The 19,292-nt window shown below is 68.9% G+C and carries 17 protein-coding genes; 12 read left to right on the top strand and 5 right to left on the bottom strand.

Going from position 1 to position 19,292, the window contains the following annotated elements; translation table 11 throughout:
- Positions 1–102: 102 nt before the first annotated feature.
- From RAB71_RS11900 to RAB71_RS11890, 3 genes are all read right to left on the bottom strand, one after another.
- Entirely contained in the window at positions 103–1,308 is a 1,206-nt protein-coding gene (locus RAB71_RS11900; protein WP_010342896.1) for an acetyl-CoA C-acyltransferase, read from the bottom strand.
- A gap of 161 nt (positions 1,309–1,469) precedes the next feature.
- Positions 1,470–3,842: a 3-hydroxyacyl-CoA dehydrogenase/enoyl-CoA hydratase family protein gene (locus RAB71_RS11895; RefSeq protein ID WP_010342897.1), complete on the bottom strand. Its 2,373-nt coding sequence runs from the start codon at positions 3,840–3,842 to the stop codon at positions 1,470–1,472.
- 34 nt (positions 3,843–3,876) lie between these two features.
- Positions 3,877–4,509 carry a TetR/AcrR family transcriptional regulator gene (locus tag RAB71_RS11890; RefSeq protein ID WP_010342898.1) on the bottom strand — a complete coding sequence of 211 codons (633 nt, stop codon included), beginning with the start codon at positions 4,507–4,509 and terminating at the stop codon, positions 3,877–3,879.
- Positions 4,510–4,724: 215 nt separating this feature from the next.
- Here RAB71_RS11890 and ndk point away from each other — a divergent pair, with 215 nt between their 5' ends.
- From ndk to RAB71_RS11835, 11 genes are all read left to right on the top strand, one after another.
- The gene (ndk, locus tag RAB71_RS11885; protein WP_002812972.1) at positions 4,725–5,150 is read left to right on the top strand and encodes a nucleoside-diphosphate kinase; all 426 of its coding nucleotides are present in this window, start codon (positions 4,725–4,727) and stop codon (positions 5,148–5,150) included.
- A 35-nt stretch (positions 5,151–5,185) separates the two neighbouring features.
- Positions 5,186–6,367, top strand: a complete 1,182-nt coding sequence (gene rlmN / locus RAB71_RS11880) for a 23S rRNA (adenine(2503)-C(2))-methyltransferase RlmN (protein WP_040901919.1) — start codon at positions 5,186–5,188, stop codon at positions 6,365–6,367.
- Positions 6,368–6,386: 19 nt separating this feature from the next.
- A complete protein-coding gene (pilW, locus tag RAB71_RS11875; protein ID WP_010342901.1) occupies positions 6,387–7,172 on the top strand; it encodes a type IV pilus biogenesis/stability protein PilW in 786 nt (261 codons plus the stop codon).
- Positions 7,169–8,041: a RodZ domain-containing protein gene (locus RAB71_RS11870; RefSeq protein WP_010342902.1), complete on the top strand. Its 873-nt coding sequence runs from the start codon at positions 7,169–7,171 to the stop codon at positions 8,039–8,041. Before pilW ends, RAB71_RS11870 begins: the two co-directional genes overlap by 4 nt.
- A 64-nt stretch (positions 8,042–8,105) precedes the next feature.
- Positions 8,106–8,744 (top strand): tetratricopeptide repeat protein, encoded by a 639-nt coding sequence (locus RAB71_RS11865; protein ID WP_010342903.1) that lies wholly within the window; start codon positions 8,106–8,108, stop codon positions 8,742–8,744.
- Positions 8,744–10,099 carry an outer membrane protein assembly factor BamB gene (gene bamB, locus RAB71_RS11860; protein WP_010342904.1) on the top strand — a complete coding sequence of 452 codons (1,356 nt, stop codon included), beginning with the start codon at positions 8,744–8,746 and terminating at the stop codon, positions 10,097–10,099. Before RAB71_RS11865 ends, bamB begins: the two co-directional genes overlap by 1 nt.
- Positions 10,100–10,117: 18 nt before the next feature.
- Positions 10,118–11,515, top strand: coding sequence for a ribosome biogenesis GTPase Der (gene der / locus RAB71_RS11855; RefSeq protein ID WP_010342905.1), 1,398 nt, complete (start codon positions 10,118–10,120; stop codon positions 11,513–11,515).
- A 7-nt stretch (positions 11,516–11,522) separates the two neighbouring features.
- Complete coding sequence (locus RAB71_RS11850; RefSeq protein WP_010342906.1) at positions 11,523–12,128, top strand: molybdenum cofactor guanylyltransferase; 606 nt, start codon at positions 11,523–11,525, stop codon at positions 12,126–12,128.
- Positions 12,125–13,342, top strand: a complete 1,218-nt coding sequence (glp, locus tag RAB71_RS11845) for a gephyrin-like molybdotransferase Glp (protein ID WP_010342907.1) — start codon at positions 12,125–12,127, stop codon at positions 13,340–13,342. The genes RAB71_RS11850 and glp overlap by 4 nt, the downstream gene beginning before the upstream one ends.
- A gap of 174 nt (positions 13,343–13,516) precedes the next feature.
- On the top strand, positions 13,517–14,653 hold the full coding sequence (gene moeB / locus RAB71_RS11840) for a molybdopterin-synthase adenylyltransferase MoeB (protein ID WP_010342908.1): 1,137 nt from the start codon (positions 13,517–13,519) through the stop codon (positions 14,651–14,653).
- Between the two features lie 617 nt (positions 14,654–15,270).
- Complete coding sequence (locus RAB71_RS11835; protein WP_010342909.1) at positions 15,271–17,121, top strand: monovalent cation:proton antiporter-2 (CPA2) family protein; 1,851 nt, start codon at positions 15,271–15,273, stop codon at positions 17,119–17,121.
- 93 nt (positions 17,122–17,214) lie between these two features.
- Here RAB71_RS11835 and RAB71_RS11830 read toward each other — a convergent pair whose 3' ends face one another.
- Together RAB71_RS11830 and RAB71_RS11825 are read right to left on the bottom strand one after the other, a co-directional pair.
- Complete coding sequence (locus RAB71_RS11830; RefSeq protein WP_010342911.1) at positions 17,215–17,988, bottom strand: alpha/beta hydrolase; 774 nt, start codon at positions 17,986–17,988, stop codon at positions 17,215–17,217.
- Positions 17,989–17,990: 2 nt separating this feature from the next.
- On the bottom strand, positions 17,991–18,287 hold the full coding sequence (locus RAB71_RS11825) for a DUF1244 domain-containing protein (protein WP_010342912.1): 297 nt from the start codon (positions 18,285–18,287) through the stop codon (positions 17,991–17,993).
- Between the two features lie 51 nt (positions 18,288–18,338).
- Between RAB71_RS11825 and folD the strand changes: the two genes are divergently transcribed.
- A complete protein-coding gene (gene folD / locus RAB71_RS11820) occupies positions 18,339–19,250 on the top strand; it encodes a bifunctional methylenetetrahydrofolate dehydrogenase/methenyltetrahydrofolate cyclohydrolase FolD (RefSeq protein WP_041500189.1) in 912 nt (303 codons plus the stop codon).
- Positions 19,251–19,292 lie beyond the last annotated feature (42 nt).

Here is a 19,292-nt window from a genome sequence, read left to right as displayed (position 1 = left end):
CCTCACCCCAACCCCTCTCCCGGTGGGAGAGGGGCTATGTGCTGCTCCCTTCTCCCATCGGGTGTCCGCAGGGCAGGATGAGGGTAGGGCGCTGCCGCGCGCTTACAGCGCCTCGATGATGCCCGCGGCGCCCATGCCGGTGCCGATGCACATGGTGACCATGCCGTACTTCTGCTTGTGGCGACGCAGGCCGTGCACCAGGGTGGCGGTGCGGATCGCGCCGGTGGCGCCCAGCGGATGGCCCAGGGCGATGGCACCGCCCAGCGGGTTGACCTTGGACGGGTCCAGGCCGCTGTCGCGGATCACCGCCAACGACTGCGCGGCGAAGGCTTCGTTGAGCTCGATCCAGTCCAACTGGTCCTTGCTCAGGCCGGCCTGCTTGAGCGCCTTCGGAATCGCCTCGATCGGGCCGATGCCCATCACTTCCGGACGCACGCCGGCGACCGAGAAGCTGACGAAGCGGGCCAGCGGGGTCAGTCCGTAGTCCTTGATCGCCTGCTCGGAGGCCAGCAGCACCGCACCGGCACCGTCGCTCATCTGCGAGGAGTTGCCGGCGGTGACGCTGCCGCCGAACTGGCCGTTGCGGAACACCGGGCGCAGCTTGGCCAGGCCTTCGATCGAGCTGTCCGGACGCGGACCTTCGTCGGTGTCGACCAGCTTCTTGCGCAGGGCGATGACGTTGCCGGCCAGGTCGGGCTGGTGCGAGACGATCTCGTACGGGCTGATCTCGTCGCGGAACTCGCCGGCGGCGATTGCGGCGATGGCTTTCTGGTGCGAGGCGAGGGCGAAGGCATCCTGGTCCTCGCGCGACACCTTCCATTCCTCGGCCACCTTCTCGGCGGTGATGCCCATGCCGTAGGCGATGGCGACGTGGTCGTCGGCGAACACGCTCGGCGACAGCGCGACCTTGTTGCCCATCATCGGCACCATCGACATCGACTCGGTGCCGCCGGCCAGCATCAGGTCGGCGTTGCCCAGGCGGATCTGGTCGGCGGCCAGCGCCACCGCCTGGATGCCCGAGGAGCAGAAGCGGTTGATGGTCTGCCCGGCCACCGAATTCGGCAGGCCGGCCAGCAGCACGCCGATGCGCGCCACGTTCATGCCTTGCTCGCCCTCGGGCATCGCGCAGCCGATGATCGCGTCGTCGATGCGCGAGGTGTCGATGCCCGGCGCCTGCGCCACTACCGCGCGCAGCACGTGCGCCAGCATGTCGTCGGGACGGGTGTTGCGGAACATGCCCTTGGGCGCCTTGCCGACCGGGGTACGGGTGGCGGCGACGATGTAGGCTTCCTGGATCTGTTTGCTCATGGCTTTCTCCGAAAGCCGGGATTGGGGATTCGGGATTGGGGATTCGTCAGAGCGGATCCCGGCGTCGAATGCTTTGCCCGGCTGATAAATGGTGGGAGGCGAGGGTGGCATCAGGTATTGGGGATCCGCCGTAACGAATCCCCAATTCCGACTCCCGAATCTCAGTTCCTCAACGGCTTACCCGTCTTGAGCATGTGCCCAATCCGCGCCTGGGTCTTTTCCTGCTGGGCCAGTTCGACGAAGTGCTTGCGCTCGAGCTTGAGCAGCCATTCCTCGTCCACCAGCGCGCCGCGGTCGACCTCGCCGCCGCACAGCACGGTGGCGATGCGGGTGGCGATCTCGTAGTCGTACTCGCTGATGAAGCGGCCTTCCAGCATGTTGACCAGCAGCATCTTGAAGGTCGCGATGCCGACGTCGCCGGCGACCTGGATGCGTCGGGCCGGCAGCGGCGGGCGGTAGCCGCCCTCGGCCAGGGCGCGCGCCTCGGCCTTGGCGATGTACAGCGATTCGTAGCTGTTGAACACCACCTTGTCGGTGCCGCGCAGCAGGCCCAGTTCCTTGGCGTTGACCGCCGAGGTGGAGACCTTGGCCATGGCCACGGTCTCGAAGGTCTTCTTCAGCTCGGCGAACACGTCGCCGCCCGGACCCGCGGCCTGCGCCGCGCGCACCGCGATCTCCTTGAGGCCGCCGCCGGCCGGCAGCAGGCCCACGCCGGCCTCGACCAGGCCGATGTAGCTCTCCAGCGCAGCCACGGTCTTGGCGCTGTGCATCTGGAACTCGCAGCCGCCGCCCAACGCCAGCCCGCGCACCGCCGCGACCACCGGCACCAGCGAATACTTGATGCGCTGGCTGGTGGCCTGGAAGTTGGCGACCATCGCCTCGAACGCATCGACCTTGCCGGCCTGCAGCAAGCCCAGCGCACCGGCCAGGTCGGCGCCGGCGGAGAAGGGTTCCTTGTGCTGCCACAGCACCAGGCCCTTGAAGTCCTTCTCGGCGCGGCCCACCGCTTCCTGCAGGCCGTCCAGCACCTGGTCGGAGACGGTGTTCATCTTGGTCTTGAAGCTGACCACGGCGATGTCGTCGCCGTCGTGCCACATGCGCAGGCCGTCGTTCTCGAACACGGTCTCGCCCTGCGCGAACTTCTCGCCCAGCAGCGGATCGGGGAAGCGCTGGCGCTTGTATACCGGCAGCGCCGAGCGCGGCAGCTTGGCGTCGCGCGCCGGGCTATACGAGCCTTCGGCGGCGTGCACGCCGTCGCGGCCGTCGAACACCCAGTTCGGCAGCGGCGCGCTGCTCATGCTCTTGCCGGCGGCGATGTCGTCGGCGATCCACTGCGCGACCTGCTTCCAGCCCGCGGCCTGCCAGGTCTCGAACGGACCCAGCGCCCAGCCGTAGCCCCAGCGGATCGCCAGGTCCACGTCGCGCGCGGTCTCGGCGATGTCGGCCAGGTGGTAGGCGCTGTAGTGGAACAGGTCGCGGAAGGTCGCCCACAGGAACTGCGCCTGCGGATGCTGGCTCTCGCGCAGCTTGGCGAACTTCTCGGCCGGGTTCTTGATCTTCAGGATCTCGACCACTTCCGGCGCGGCGGCGCGGTCGGCCGGACGGTAGTCCTGCTTCTGCAGGTCCAGTACCACGATGTCCTTGCCGACCTTGCGGAAGATGCCGGCGCCGGTTTTCTGGCCCAGTGCACCCTTGCCGATCAGCGCCTCCAGCCACTTCGGCGCCTTGAAGAAGGCATGCCAGGGATCGTTCGGCAGCGTGTCGCCCATGGTCTTGATGACGTGCGCCATGGTGTCCAGGCCGACCACGTCGGAGGTGCGGTAGGTGGCCGACTTCGGACGGCCGACCAGCGGGCCGGTGAGGCCGTCGACTTCGTCGAAGCCCAGGCCGAACTGCTCGGTGTGGTGGATGGTGGACAGGATCGAGAACACGCCGATGCGGTTGCCGATGAAGTTCGGGGTGTCCTTGGCGTAGACCACGCCCTTGCCCAGGGTGGTGACCAGGAAGCTCTCCAGGCCTTCCAGCACCGCCGGCTCGGTGTGCTTGGCCGGGATCAGTTCGGCCAGGTGCATGTAGCGCGGCGGGTTGAAGAAATGCACGCCGCAGAAGCGGTGGCGCAGCTGTTCCGGCAACACGTCGGACAGCGCATTGATGCCCAGGCCGGAGGTGTTGGAGGCCAGCACCGCATGGTCGGCCACGAACGGCGCGATCTTCTTGTACAGGTCCTGTTTCCAGTCCATGCGCTCGGCGATGGCTTCGATGATCAGGTCGCAGCCGCGCAGCTGCTCCAGGCCGGAGTCGTAGTTGGCCGGGGTGATGGCCTCGGCAAGGGCGGTGCTGGCCAGCGGCGCCGGGCTGAGCTTGGTCAGGTTGGCGATCGCCTTGAGCACCACGCCATCGGCGGGGCCTTCCTTGGCGGGGAGGTCGAACAGCACGGTGTCGACGCCGGCGTTGGTCAGGTGCGCAGCGATCTGCGCACCCATCACGCCCGCGCCCAGGACGGCGGCACGGCGGACGAGCAGGGGATTGGACATAGCGATCAGCCTCTGTGGGTCAACGTTTGCGGGATCAGGGAGCCGAGTGGGCGAGGAAGCCGGCTTCGGCGAAACGGATGAGTTCGCGGGCGGCGTGGGCACGGTGCGCGCCCTCGCTGACGCCGGCGGGGCGCTTGATCAGGCCGAAGTCGGCCATGGCGTAGGTCAGGGCGCCGGCCAGGAAATCCAGGCGCCAGTACAGTTCCTGCTTGCTCAGCCCGGGCACGCAGGCGGCGATGGCCTTGCCGAACTCGCGCAGCACGTGACCATAGTGGTCGGACAGGAACTGGCGCAGGCTGTCGTTGTTCTCGGCGTAGGCGCGGGCGATCACCCGCACGAAGGCGCCGCCGCTCTGCCGCTCCTGGGCCATCGCCAAGGCCGGCTCGACGAAGGCGGCTAGCACCGGGCCGAGCTGGCCGGGATGCTGCCGTTGCGCGGCTTCCAGTTGCGCCATGCGCGCGGCGGTCATTTCATCCATGCGCCGCCGGAACACCTCGTTGACCAGGTTTTCCTTGGACCCGAAGTGGTAGTTCACCGCGGCGATGTTGACGTCGGCCTGGCTGGTGACCTGGCGCAGCGAAGTGCCGGAAAAGCCGTGCTGCGCGAACAGTTCCTCGGCCGCGCTGAGGATGCGGTCCTTGGTCGAGAAGTGCGCTTGCTTTGCCATGCGGCCGCCAGAATCAATCAAACGATTGTTTGAGTCTAGGCCCGGGCGGGGAGGGCGTCATGCTGCTTTGCAGCACGATTCAGGCCCGACCGTGCAAAGCCGGCGCCGATTGGATAGAATTGTCCATCGCAATTCTGGCTAAGCCCGCGTTTTGACGCGGGTTTTTTTCATGTTAACCTCGGGCCTTCAGTGGCCCGCCCAACGGAGAACTTCCCATGGCGCTGGAGCGCACCCTGTCCATCATCAAGCCCGATGCCGTCGCCAAGAACGTCATCGGCGAAATCTACTCGCGCTTCGAGAAGGCCGGCCTGAAGGTCGTGGCCGCCAAGTACAAGCAGCTGTCGCGCCGCGAGGCCGAGGGCTTCTACGCTGTGCACCGCGAGCGTCCGTTCTTCAACGCGCTGGTCGAGTTCATGATCTCCGGCCCGGTGATGATCCAGGCGCTGGAAGGCGAGAACGCCGTGGCCGCGCACCGCGACCTGCTGGGCGCCACCAACCCGAAGGACGCTGCGCCTGGCACCATCCGCGCCGACTTCGCCGATTCGATCGACGCCAACGCCGCGCACGGCTCGGATTCGGTCGAGAACGCCGCCAACGAAGTGGCGTATTTCTTCGCTGCCACCGAAGTGGTTTCGCGCTAAGCGAGGTCGTCGTGAACGAGGTCGTCCATCCTCCCTTGGCCATCGCCGATCCCGTGCGGACCGGCGCGGCGGCCAAGCAGAATCTGCTCGACCTCGATCGCGAGGGGCTGGAGCGTTTCTTCGCCGAGACCCTCGGCGAAGCGCGCTACCGTGCCCACCAGGTGATGAAGTGGATCCACCACCGTTACGTCACCGACTTCGACCAGATGACCGACCTCGGCAAGGCGCTGCGCGCCAAGCTGCAGCAGCATGCCGAGGTCGTCGTTCCCAACATCGTGTTCGACAAGCCCTCCGCCGACGGCACCCACAAGTGGCTGCTGGCGATGGGCGTGGACGGCAAGAACGCGATCGAGACCGTGTACATCCCCGACAAGACCCGCGGCACGCTGTGCGTGTCCTCGCAGGTCGGTTGCGGCCTCAACTGCACGTTCTGCTCCACCGCCACCCAGGGCTTCAACCGCAACCTCTCCACTGCCGAGATCATCGGCCAGGTGTGGGTGGCGGCGCGGCATCTGGGCAACGTGCCGCACCAGATGCGCCGCCTCACCAATGTGGTGATGATGGGCATGGGCGAGCCGCTGATGAATTTCGACAACGTCGTGCGCGCGATGAGCGTGATGCGCGACGACCTGGGCTACGGCCTGGCCAACAAGCGCGTGACCCTGTCCACCTCGGGTCTGGTGCCGCAGATCGACCGCCTGTCCAGCGAAAGCGACGTGTCGCTGGCGGTGTCGCTGCATGCGCCCAACGATGCGCTGCGCGAGACCCTGGTCCCGCTCAACAAGAAGTACCCGATCGCCGAGCTGATGGCGGCCTGTGCGCGCTACCTGCGCGCCAACAAGCGCCGCGAGTCGGTGACCTTCGAATACACCCTGATGAAGGGGATCAACGACCAGCCCGAGCACGCGCGGCAACTGGCGCGGCTGATGCGCCAGTTCGACAACGCCGTGCAGGCGTCGAATGCCGGCAAGGTCAACCTGATCCCGTTCAATCCGTTCCCCGGCACGCGCTACGAGCGCTCCGGGGAGACCGAGATCCGCGCGTTCCAGAAGATCCTGCTGGACGCGCAGGTGCTGACCATGGTGCGGCGCACGCGCGGCGACGACATCGATGCGGCCTGCGGGCAGCTCAAGGGGCAGGTCATGGACCGCACCCGTCGACAGGCCGAGTTCAAGCGCGAATTGCAGACGCGAGCGGATCGGGATGCGGCGGCGTAGCCAAGGGCGTTCCCTCGCGATGCTGGCGATCGCAGTGCTGGCCTGTCCGGGCTGCAACTGGATCGCGGCCAAGACCGGCACGGTGCGCACCAGCGAGCAGGTGCAACCGCAGTATTCCTTCCGCGACAACCGTGCGGTGAAGGCGCGGGTGGCCTTGCAGGAACAGTTGGGTCTGGCCGCCAACGGGCTTGCCTCCGGCGACCTGGAGGCCGCGCAGACGCATGCGCGCAAGGCGCTGGCGCTGGATCCGCAATCGGTGGACGCGCTGACCGTGCTGGCGGTGCTCGCCGATCGCCGCGGCGACGCCACGACCGCCGGCGGGTACTACCGCAAGGCTGCGGAACTGGCGCCGAGCAACGGTGCGACCTTGAACAACTACGGTGCCTGGCTGTGTGCGAATGGGTCGCCGGCCGAGTCGCTGGCCTGGTTCGACCGTGCGCTCGCGCTGCAGGACTACGCCACGCCGGCTTCGGCGCTGGCCAACGCCGGCGGCTGCGCCTTGCAGGTCGGCCAGCGCGAGCGCGGCGAACGCGACCTGCGCAAGGCGCTGGATCTGGATCCTGACAACGCGTACGCGCTTGAGGCGATGGCCCGCAACGAGGTCGCGCAAGGGCGCTTTTTCGAGGCGCGCGCCTTCGCCGAGCGGCGTCTGGCGGCTGCGCCTGCCACCGCTTCCGTGTTACAACTTGCTATTCAGATTGAGCAAAGGCTGGGCGACAAGGCTGCCGCCGGCCGTTACCAACAGCGGTTGCGCAAGGAGTTTCCCGACGCCGCGACCACGACACCCGGGGCTAGTGCATTGTGATCAGTGATTCCAATCCGAACGCTTTCGATGGCGCCAAAGGCTGCGGGCAACAGCTCCGCGAAGCGCGCGAAGCGGCCGGCCTGAGCATCGACGACGTCGGCAGCCGACTGCGCATGCCGGTGCATGTGGTGCAGGCACTCGAGTCGGAGCAGTGGCAGCGCCTCGGCGCGCCGGTGTTCGTCCGCGGGCAGCTGCGCAGCTATGCGCGCCTGCTCGGCGTCGATCTGGAGCCGTTGCTGCAGACCGCGCAGATCGCGCCGGTGCAGCCGGTCGAATTGATCAGTCACACGCATACCCCGCCGCTGCGGCGCATGCTCGAAAGCGCCACCAGGCGCATGGTCTACGTGGTCATCACCGCCGGACTGGCGGTGCCGGTGTGGTACGCCACCCGCAGCCATTTCGCCGACGACAACGGCCCCAGCACCGCGTCGCTGGATGTGGTGCCGGGCACGCCCGGTACAACCCCGGCGGCAACGGCGACGCCGGCAAATGGCGCCGCTGCGGCCGCACCGGCCGCGCCGGCGCCCGCACGCCCTGCACCGAGCGCCGCGCCGTACATCGCGTCGCTGACGCCGATGCCGCGTCCGGCCGCAGAGCCGGAGAAGAACGCCCTGAGCCTGTCGTTCCAGGGCGACAGTTGGGTGCAGATCCTTGCTCCTGACGGCACGCCGGTGGAAAAAGCCCTGCTGAAGGCGGGCGAGACCCGCACCTATGCGCCGGGCCAGGTCGGGCGCGTGGTGCTGGGCAATGCCTCCGCGGTCCAGGTTCAGCAATCCGGGAGTACCGTGGATCTGACCCCGTTCAGGCGCGCGAACGTGGCGCGCTTTGCGGTATCCTCTGACGGTTCCGTGGTGCCCGCCTCCGAGTGACGGCGGCGCGGTTCCTCACTTTCAACATTCCATGTCCCGTCGCAGCGGCGGGGCGAGAGTACGCATGGCGATTGACGACCTGCTCGACGAGCACGAACAAAGCGAACGCGTCCGCACTTGGCTCAGGAAGAACGGCGCCGGCCTGATCGGCGGCATCGTCCTTGGCCTTGGCGCGATCATCGGCTGGCAGTGGTGGACCAAGCAGCGGTCCAACGATCTGGCCCAGGCCAACACCCGCTACGAAGCGGTGCTCAAGAGCATCCAGGCCAATCAACTGGACAAGGCGGCCAAGGACATGGCCGAACTGCAGCAGGGCTCGACCAACATCTACGCCGAACTGGCGGCGCTGCGCCTGGCCAAGGCGCAGGTCGATGCCGGTAAGTCCGATGCCGCGTTGACCACGCTGCGCGCGCTCAAGGCCGACGGCGAAATGAAGGTGCTGGTCGACCATCGTGTGGCGCGGTTGCTGATTTCCGGCGGCAAGCCGCAGGACGCGCTGGCGCTGGTGGCCTCGGCCACCGATTCGCAGGGTCTGGAGATTCGCGGCGATGCGCTGATCGCGCAGGGCAAGCGCGACGCGGCGCGCGATGCGTATGCCAAGGCGCTGACCAGTTTGGACGTGGCCTCGCCGCAGCGGCGCGTGGTCGAAACGAAATTGATGGATGCGGGCGGCAGCGTGCCGAATGCCGCGGAGCCGATCTGATGAAGGTAGTCATGTTCAAGCGTGTCGCCACCGTGGCCCTGCTGGGTCTGGCGCTGTCTGGCTGCAGCACCGTCAAGGGCTGGTTCGCGGGCAAGGATGCGGCCGCCAAGAAGGCCGCCGAGCCGGCCGAACTGGTCAAGTTCACCCCGTCGGTGAAGGTGGTGAAGCTGTGGTCCACCGACGCCGGCAAGGGCGAGCGCCTGATCGGCGTGCGCCAGCGCCCTGTGGTGGCCGACGGCAAGGTGTATGCGGCCGCGACCTCCGGCACGGTGTACGCGCTGGATCTGCAGACCGGCAAGACCATTTGGGAATACGACGCCAAGCAGGCGCGCAAGCAGCAGCTGTCGCAGGCCGAGGACCAGCCGAAGAGCCAGGTCGAGAGCGAGTCCGGCAAGAACCTGTCCAAGGACGAGCGTGCCGCCTACAAGCAGCGCCTGCGCAACGAAAAGCAGCAGGCCAAGGAACGCAAGCGGCTCGAGAAGAAGCGTCCGCTGCCGCGTTTCGCCGGCGGCCCCGGCGTGGGCGACGGCCTGGTGGTGGTCGGTGCGCTGGATGGCGCCGTGATCGCGCTCGATGCCGCCAACGGCACCGAGAAGTGGCGCGCCAAGGTGCCCAACGAAGTGATCGCCGCGCCGGTGATCGCGCAGAACATGGTGTTCGTGCGCAGCAATGATGGCCGCACCACGGCGTTCGATGCGGCCACCGGCCAGCAGCGCTGGTTCAATGCGCAGGAACTGCCGAGCCTGACCGTGCGCGGCAACGCGCCGGTGGTGGCGGGTCCGGGCGTGCTGTTCATCGGCAACGACGACGGCACCCTGGCCGCGCTGGCGATGCAGGACGGCCGCGTACTGTGGGAGCAGACCATCGGCGTGCCGGAAGGCCGCACCGAACTGGAGCGCATGGCCGACGTCGACGGCGCGCCGGTGCTCGACGGCACCACGCTGTATGCGACCAGTTTCAAGAACCAGACCGTGGCGCTGGAAGGCCCGAGCGGCCGCCCGCTGTGGAACCGCGATCATGGCGGCGCCGGCGGTGTCGGCGTGAGTTCCGGCAACGTGGTGGTGGCCGACAACGCCGGCACCGTGTGGGCGCTGGACAAGGCCTCCGGATCGGCGATGTGGTCGCAGCCGGGGCTGGCGCGCCGCTCGCTGACCGGCGTGGCGATCCAGGGCGATTACGCCGTGGTCGGCGACTACAAGGGCTATCTGCACTGGCTCCGGCTCGACAACGGCGAGTTCGCCGCGCGCGAGCGGGTCGGGCGCAAGCCGCTGGTGGCGCAGCCGGTGGTCGCGGATGGAATCCTGCTGATGCAGAACACGAAAGGCGACCTGACCGCGTTCCGGTTGGGTCAATAACAAGAGAAGGATGTCGCGATGCTGCCGCTGGTCGCCCTGGTTGGACGGCCGAATGTCGGCAAGTCCACGCTGTTCAATGCGCTGACGCGCAGCCGTGACGCGCTGGTCCACGACCAGCCGGGCGTCACCCGCGACCGCCACTACGGGGTATGCCGGCTGCAGCCGGAAACCCCATTCGTGATCGTCGATACCGGCGGCATCTCCGGCGAAGAGGAAGGCCTGGCCGGTGCCACCGCCGAGCAGGCGCGCGCCGCCGCCGGTGAGGCTGACCTGATCCTGTTCGTGGTCGACGGCCGCGAGGGATCGTCCGCGCTCGACGACGAGATCCTGGCCTGGCTGCGCAAGCTGGCGCGGCCGACCCTGCTGCTGATCAACAAGATCGACGGCACCGACGAGGACCAGGTCCGCGCCGAGTTCGCGCGCTACGGTCTCGGCGACGCCATCGCGGTGTCCGCCGCGCATCGCCACGGCATCGACGACCTGCTCGACGAGGTCCTGGAGCGGCTGCCGGAAGAGGGCGCCGGCGAAACCCTGGACACCGACCCGGCGCGCATGCGCATCGCCTTCGTCGGCCGCCCGAACGTCGGCAAGTCGACCCTGGTCAATCGCCTGCTGGGCGAGGAGCGCATGATCGCCTCCGAAGTGCCCGGCACCACCCGCGACTCGATCGCGGTGGACCTGGAGCGCGACGGCCGCCTGTACCGGCTGATCGACACCGCCGGCCTGCGCCGCCGCGGCCGCGTCGAGGAGGCGGTGGAGAAGTTCAGCGCGTTCAAGACCCTGCAGGCCATCGAGCAGTGCCAGGTCGCAGTGCTGATGCTCGATGCCGGCGAAGGGGTGACCGACCAGGACGCGACCGTGCTCGGCGCGATCCTCGATGCCGGCCGCGCCCTGGTAGTGGCGATCAACAAGTGGGACGGGCAGAGCGACTACCAGCGCGCCCAGGCCGAAGACCTGCTGTCGCGCAAGCTCGGCTTCGTCAGCTGGGCCGAGGCGGTGCGCATCTCCGCCAAGCATGGCTCGGGCCTGCGCGAGCTGTTCCAGGCGATCCATCGCGCGCACGCCTCGGCGGTGCGCGAGTTCAGCACCAGCGAAGTCAACCAAGCGCTGGAAATCGCCTACGAGAGCAATCCGCCGCCGAGCATCCGCGGTCACGTCTCCAAGCTGCGCTACGTGCATCCGGGCGGCAGCAATCCGCCGACCTTCATCGTCCACGGCACGCGCCTGAAGGTGTTGCCGGAGTCGTACAAGCGCTACCTGGAGAACTTCTTCCGCAAGCGCTTCAAGCTCGTCGGCACGCCGGTGCGCTTCATGTTCCGCGAAGGCGCCAACCCGTACGAAGGCAAGAAGAACGTGCTGACCGAGCGCCAGATCGCCAAGAAGCGGCGGCTGATGAAGCACGTCCGCGGCAAGTAGCCGCACGATGGACACGCGGCGCGCGATCACCCTCGGCATCCTCGCCGGCGGTCGCGCGCAACGCCTGGGCGGGTGCGACAAGGCCTGGCTGCAACGCGACGGGCAGGCGCAGGTGCAATGGCTGGTGCAGGCATTGGCGCCACGGGTGTCCGCGGTGCTGGTCAGTGCCAATCGCAGTTTGCCGCGCTATCTCGCCGTCGGCCTGCAGGCTGTGCCGGACCGTGTCGCGGCGCCGCCCGACGCCGAGCGTTCGCTGGGGCCGATCGCCGGGCTGGACGCGCTCGCCGCCCACTGCGGCACACCGTGGCTGCTGACCGTGCCGGTCGACCTGTGCGGGTTGCCGCCGGACCTGCCGGCGGTGCTCGCCGCGGCCGCTGTGGACCGCGATGGCGCTTGGGTCGAGGATGCCGCTGGCGCGCAACCGCTGGTGGCGCTGTACCGGGTGGCCGCGCTGCGTCCGGCGCTGGAGGAGGCGCTGACAGCCGCCCGCTACGCGCCGCGCGCCTTGCAGCAGCGCCTGCAGATGCGGCCGGTGGCGTTGCCGGAGATCGTGCTGGGCAATCTGAATACGCCGCAGGATCTGGTCGCAGCGGGTATCCTGCCGCCATCATGACCGACTATCCCTCCCGGATCGCCTACACCGACGCGCTGGCGATCGTCGCTGCCGCTGCGCGCGTCCGTCCCGTCAACAGCGAGCGCCTGGCGGCGTCGCGTGCCGATGGCCGCATCCTGCTCGAACCGCTGGATGCGCCGATCGACTTGCCGCCGTTCGCCAACAGCGCGATGGACGGTTTCGCGCTGCGCCATGCCGACCTGAAGCAGGGGGCGGCGACCGACTTGCGCCTGGCCGGAGAGCAGTTCGCCGGCACCGATCGGCAACAGGCGCTCGCGCCCGGCGAGTGCCTGCGCGTGACCACCGGCGCGCCATTGCCGGCCGGTGCGGATACGGTGGTGATCAAGGAGAACGTGCACGAGCGCGATGGCCTCGTGCAGGTGCCGGACGGGCTCGCCGCTGGCGCGCACGTGCGGTCGCGTGGCGAGGACGTGCGCGTCGGCGAGCGCGTGCTCGAGGCCGGCATGCTGCTGACGCCCTCGCGCATCGGCCTGGCTGCGGCCCTGGGCGTGGACCAGCTGACGGTGGCGGCACGGCCGACCGTGGCGGTGTTCGCCACCGGCGACGAGCTGGTCGAGCCGGGCCTGCCGTTACAGCCCGGGCAGATCTACAACAGCAACCGCGATATGCTGATGGCGCAACTGCGCCTGCTCGGCTTGGCGCCGACCGCCTGGCCGACCCTGCCGGACGATCCGCAGCGCATCCAGGCCATGCTCGCCGACGCGGCCTCGGCGTTCGACGTGGTGCTGACCTGCGGCGGCGTTTCCGCCGGCGAGAAGGACTACCTGCCGCGTCTGTTGGTCGAGCACGGTCGCATCCTGTTCTGGAAGGTGCGCATGCGCCCGGGCATGCCGCTGCTGTTCGGCGAGTGGGATCACGCCCTGTTCCTGGGCTTGCCTGGGAACCCGGTGTCGGTGCTGGCGACGTTCCTGGCGATCGGGCGGCCCTTGCTGGATGCATTGCAGCGGCGCAGCGAACCGCACCGGGCCTGGCGTGCGCGACTGGCGGCTGGCTGGGACAAGCGCCACGACCGGCTGGAGTTCCTGCGCGGACGCATGCGCTGCGACGCGCACGGCCAGTTGTGGGCGGAACCGAATCCCGCCGACGGCTCGCACCGCCTGCGCGGCGCCGCCGACAGCGACGTGCTGCTGCGGCTGGAGGAGGGTGCACGCCAGTTCCAGGCCGGCGACGTGGTCGAGGTGGTGCCGTATTGAGGGCACCCCTCAGCACCTGCATCCAACACCATGAAGCCGGATACAGGATGCCTGGGGAAATGGTTTCAGCGGGACGGGGCGTTCCCGGGCAAGCGCGTCGCGGTTGAATGAGGGGTTCCTTCAGCCGCGCCGTCGACTACGGACGCGGGCCCGGTTTGCGCCGATAATGCGCGCATGGGCATTCGAGAACTGACTCCTGCACAGGCGCAGGCACGGCAGGCGCAAGGCGCGCGGTTGATCGACATCCGCGAGGAGCACGAGCGTGCCAGCGGCATGGCCGCCGGCGCGCAGGGCGTGTCGCGCGGGCAGTTGCAGGCCGACCCGGCCGCCTATCTCGGCGCCGACACCGAGGTGCTGCTGATTTGCCAGAGCGGCAAGCGCTCGCACGATACCGCGGTGTTCCTGGAGCAGGCCGGCTATCCGCAAGTCGCCTCGGTGCTGGGCGGCACCACGCGCTGGCAGCGCGAGGGTTTGCCGCTGCAGCGACTGGCGCTGGAACCGGAGCAGGAAGACTTCTTCGACCGCTATTCGCGGCATCTGCGCCTGCCCGAAGTCGGGGTCGAAGGCCAGCGCAGATTGCAGGCCGCGCGCGTGCTGCTGGTCGGCGCCGGCGGCCTGGGCTCGCCGGCTGGTTTCTACCTGGCCGCGGCCGGGGTGGGACAGCTGCGTATCGCCGACGACGACGTGGTCGAGCGCAGCAACCTGCAGCGGCAGATCCTGCACGGCGACGCGCGGATCGGCCAAGCCAAGGTGGACTCGGCTGCGGCAAGTCTGGGCGCCTTGAACCCGGGTGTGCGGGTGGAGGCGGTGCGCGAGCGGGTCACCGCGGACAACGTCGAACGACTGCTGCAGGACGTGGACGTGGTGCTGGACGGCTCGGACAACTTCCCTGCGCGCTATCTGCTCAACGACGCCTGCGTGAAGCTCGGCAAGCCGTTGGTGTACGGCGCGGTGCAGCGCTTCGAGGGCCAGGTCAGCTTGTTCGACGCCGGCCGCCGGCGCGGGCAAGCACCGTGCTACCGCTGCCTGTTCCCGGAACCGCCGCCGCCGGAGTTCGCACCGAACTGCGCCGACGCCGGCGTGCTCGGGGTGCTGCCCGGCATCGTCGGGCTGCTGCAGGCCAACGAGGTACTGAAGCTGTTGCTGGAGATCGGCGAACCGCTGCGCGGCCGCCTGCTGCACTTCGACGCACTGGCGATGCGCTTCCGCGAAACCCGCCTGTCCGCCGATCCGCAGTGCCCGGTGTGCGCGCCGGACCGGCCGTTCCCTGGTTATATCGACTACGCGCAGTTCTGCGGCGCTGAGCGTTAGCTGCTACTAGGCGTCGTTGTTCGCGGCGGCGCCCGTACCCTCATCCGCCCCTTCGGGGCACCTTCTCCCGGTGGGAGAAGGGGGGAGGTCTCGATGGCTGAAACAGCATCGCGCACGCTCAAGCCCCTCTCCCACCGGGAGAGGGGTTGGGGTGAGGGTACGGCGCGAAGCGCCTCGCGATGTCTGGTTGCACTAGCTCGTCGATGGCGCAGCGGCGCTCGTACCCTCATCCGCCCCTTCGGGGCACCTTCTCCCGGCGGGAGAAGGGAGGCGGGTGCTCGATGGCTGACGCAGCATCGCGCACGCTCAAGCCCCTCTCCCTGCGGGAGAGGGGTTGGGGTGAGGGTACGGGCGCGAAGCGCTTCGCGATGCCTGGCTGCACTAGCTTTCGTTGTTCACAGCGGCGCTCGTACCCTCATCCGCCCCTGCGGGGCACCTTCTCCCGATGGGAGAAGGGAGGCGGGGCTGCGCACTGATCGCACACGATCGACGCCGTCCAACATGCGATCGCGTGCATGTCGCGCGAGAGGCATCTTGCGCGCAGCACGCAGCGCACCGCGTCTCACCTCGCATTCCGCTCCATATGGATGTCCGGACCTTGTGCGTAGAATCGGCGCATGACCAGTCCAGCCGACAGCAGCGAATTGATCAAGGTGGTGGCGCTGCTCGGCGCCGCCGTGGTGGCGGTGCCGGTGTTCCGTCGGCTCGGCCTGGGATCGGTGCTCGGCTACCTCGCCGCCGGCCTGGCGATCGGGCCGTTCGGCCTGGGTTGGTTCTCCGATCCGCAGGCGATCCTGCACGTCGCCGAACTGGGCGTGGTCATGTTCCTGTTCGTGATCGGCCTGGAGATGCGGCCCTCGCATCTGTGGAGCCTGCGCAAGCAGATCTTCGGCCTGGGCACCGCGCAGATCATCGTCTGCGCCAGCGTGCTGACCGGCGTCGGCCTGGCATTCGGTTTCCCGCTCCCGGTGGCCTTCATCGCCGCCTCGGGGTTCGTGCTGACCTCCACCGCAGTGGTGATGCAGTTGCTCGGCGAGCGCGGCGACATCGCCCTGCCGGCCGGGCAGAAGATCGTGGCGATCCTGCTGTTCGAGGACCTGTTGATCGTGCCGCTGTTGGCGGTGGTGGCGTGGATGGCGCCGGTGCCCGCGGATGCCTCGGCGCCGTCGCGCTGGGTCGGCATCGGCGTTGGCGCCGCCGCGATCGTCGGCCTGCTGGCGGCCGGGCGCTGGCTGCTCAATCCGCTGTTCCGGCTGCTGGCCGCGGCCAAGGCGCGCGAGGTGATGACCGCGGCCGCCCTGTTGGTGGTGCTGGGCGCGGCGCTGCTGATGCAACTCGGCGGGTTGTCGATGGCGATGGGCGCGTTCCTGGCCGGCGTGCTGCTGTCCGAATCGACCTTCCGCCATCAGATCGAAGCCGACATCGAACCGTTCCGCGGCATCCTGCTGGGGCTGTTCTTCCTCGGCGTCGGCATGGCGCTGAACCTGGCGGTGGTGGCCGCCAACTGGACCCTGATCCTCAGCGGCGTGCTCGCCTTCATGGCCGCCAAGGCCGCGTGTATCTATCTGGTCGCGCGGCTCACCGGCAGCGGCCATGCGCAGGCGCTGGATCGCGGCGTGCTGATGGCGCAGGGCGGCGAGTTCGCCTTCGTGCTGTTCGCCGCCGCCAGCGGCGCCGGTGTCATCGACGCGCAGATCAACGCCAACCTGACCGCCATCGTGGTGCTGTCGATGGCGCTGACGCCGCTGTTCGTCCTGCTGTACCGGCGCTGGGCGCCGGTGGAGGCGCCGTCGATGGAAGGCGTGGATGCGGCCGACGGCCTCACCGGCAGCGTGCTGATCATCGGCTTCGGGCGCTTCGGCCAGGTCGCCAGCCAGTCGCTGCTGGCGCGCGACGTGGACGTGACCATCATCGACAACGACATCGAGATGATCCAGAGCGCGGCCAAGTTCGGCTTCAAGATCTACTACGGCGACGGCACGCGTCTGGATGTGCTGCACGCCTCCGGCGCGCATAGCGCCCGCGCCATCGCGGTGTGCGTGGACAACCGCGAGGCGGCCAACCGCATCGTCGAGCTGGCCACCACCGAGTTCCCGCAGGCCAAGCTGCTGGTGCGTTCCTACGACCGCGAGCACGCGCTGGAGCTGATCGCCGCCGGCGTCGACTACCACATCCGCGAGACCTTCGAATCGGCGGTGGAATTCGGCCAGGCCGCGCTGATCGAGCTGGGCATGGACGAGAGCGAGGCGCGTTCCATCGCCCGCGAGATCCGCCGCCGCGATGCCGAGCGGCTGGAACTGGAGATCGCCGCCGGCGACGTGCGTGCTGGCAGGGGCCTGATGTACGGCAACATCACCCCAGTAGTGCCGACTCCGACGCCGTTCACGCCGCCGCGGCGCGAGAGTCGCACGCTGAACCCGGAAGGCGTGCCGGTGGCGGAGCCAGCGCAGGAGCGTGACGGCACATAGCCGCAATGGTTGGCGGGGAGTTGTAGGAGCGGCTTTAGCCGCGACAGTACGCCCGGTCGCGGCCAAAGCCGCTCCTACGACAGGCGCCCAGCCTCAGCGCAGGAACGCCTGCAGCGCCCGCACGTAGCCCGGATCGTCGCTGAGGTCGTTATGGTCGGCCTGCGCGAAGGCGACTACGGTCGGGCGATGCGGTAGGGCCTTGAGCAGGGCATCGGTGCTGGCCGGCGGCACCACCTGGTCGCGGCCGGCGCGCAGGATCAAGAGTGGGCCGCGGTAGGCGCGCAAGGCGCGCGCCGAGTCGTAGCGATCGCGCAGCAACCAGCGCACCGGCGCCCACGGGTAGTGCGCCTGCGCCGCCGACACCAGGCTGTCGAACGGTGTGACCAGCACCAGCCGCGCCACCGCGCGCCGTGCCGCCAGTTGGCTGGCCAGGCCGCTGCCCAGGCTGCGTCCCAGCACCGCGATCTGTGCCTGTGGTTGCGCGGCGTGGACGTGGTCGTACAGCGCCACCGCGTCGCCGACCAGGGCGTTCTCGCTGGGCTTGCCGCCGCTGGCTCCGTAGCCACGGTAGGCGAGCAAATAGAGGCTGTGGTCGGGCAGGGCGGTCTGCAACTGCGCGCGGGCGAAACGCAGATCCTCGGCATTGCCGCCGAAGTACAGCAGCACCTTGTCGCGGCCGGGATTGACCTGCCAGCCGCGCAGCTCCACGTCCGCACCGCGCCGCAGCGCGAAATCGGTCTGCGCCGGCGCTACCCGCGTGCCCTGCGGAAAATACAGCAGGTCGCGCTGGCCCAGGTAGAGCAGGGCGCAGACCACCAGATAGGCCGCGGCGAGAATGGCCGCCGCGATCGCGCTGTAGCGCAGCATCGCTAGCCGTGCTTGCGCTGCGCCTCGGCGAAGGCGGCCAGTTGCGCCGGGGTGGCCTCGGCCTGGTGCTGCGCCTTCCAGTCGGCGAACGGCATGCCGTAGACGCGCTCGCGCGCCTGCTCCTTGCTGAGGTCCTCGCCCTCGGCGGCCGCCGCTTCGCGGTACCAGTCGGCCAGGCAGTTGCGGCAGAACCCGGCCAGGATCATCAGGTCGATGTTCTGCACGTCGGGGCGGTCGTGGTTGAGGTGCTGCAGCAGGCGGCGGAAGGCGGCGGCCTCGATGCGGGTGATGTCGGTCATGGCGGAATCGGGGACAATGGACATCCCCCGACTCTACACCCGCCCGCCCCGATGACCGATTCCGTGCCCGTCTCTTCCGTTCCGGCCCGCATCCTCGACGGGCGGCGCATCGCCGAAGACCTGCTCGACGAGCTGAAGGCGCGGGTCGACGCGCGGCTGGCGGCCGGGCAGCCGCGGCCCGGATTGGCGGTGGTGCTGGTGGGCGGCGATCCGGCCTCGGCGGTGTACGTGCGCAACAAGCGCCGCGCGGCCGAGAAGGTGGGCATCGAGGCGTTCGACTACGACCTGCCGGCCGGGACCAGCGAAGCCGAGCTGCTGGCGTTGATCGACCGGCTCAATGCCGACCCCAAGATCCACGGCATCCTGGTGCAGCTGCCGCTGCCGGGCATCCCCGATGCCAGCCGGCTGATCCATCGCATCGATCCGCGCAAGGACGTGGACGGCTTCCATCCGGAGAACGTCGGCCACCTCGCGCTGCGCGAGTTCGGCCTGCGTCCGTGCACGCCGCGCGGCATCGTCACCCTGCTGGCGCACACCGACCAGCCGGTGCGCGGGCGCAACGCCACCATCGTCGGCGTCAGCAACCACGTCGGCCGGCCGATGGCGCTGGAACTGCTGATCGCCGGCTGCACGGTCAGCTGCTGCCACAAGTTCACCCCACCGGAGGTGCTGCAGGCGCGGGTGCGCGACGCCGACATCCTGGTGGTGGCGGTGGGCCGGCCGGGGCTGATCCCGGGCGAGTGGGTCAAGCCCGGCGCGGTGGTGATCGACGTCGGCATCAACCGTCTGGACGATGGCCGCCTGGTCGGCGACGTCGGCTTCGACGCGGCGGCGCAGCGCGCTAGCTGGATTACGCCGGTACCGGGCGGCGTCGGGCCGATGACCGTGGCCACGCTGATGCAGAACACGATTGAGGCCGCTGAGGCGGCCGGGATTGGGGATTCGGGATTGGGGATTCGTTGAAGGCTGCGCGGGAGTCGGGATTCGAGATTCGTTAAAGGCAGA

The sequence above is a fragment of the Xanthomonas sacchari genome (genome assembly GCF_040529065.1).
GTDB lineage: Bacteria > Pseudomonadota > Gammaproteobacteria > Xanthomonadales > Xanthomonadaceae > Xanthomonas_A > Xanthomonas_A sacchari.
Note: the sequence above shows the minus strand (reverse complement) of the source record. Positions and strands in the feature narration are given on the sequence as shown.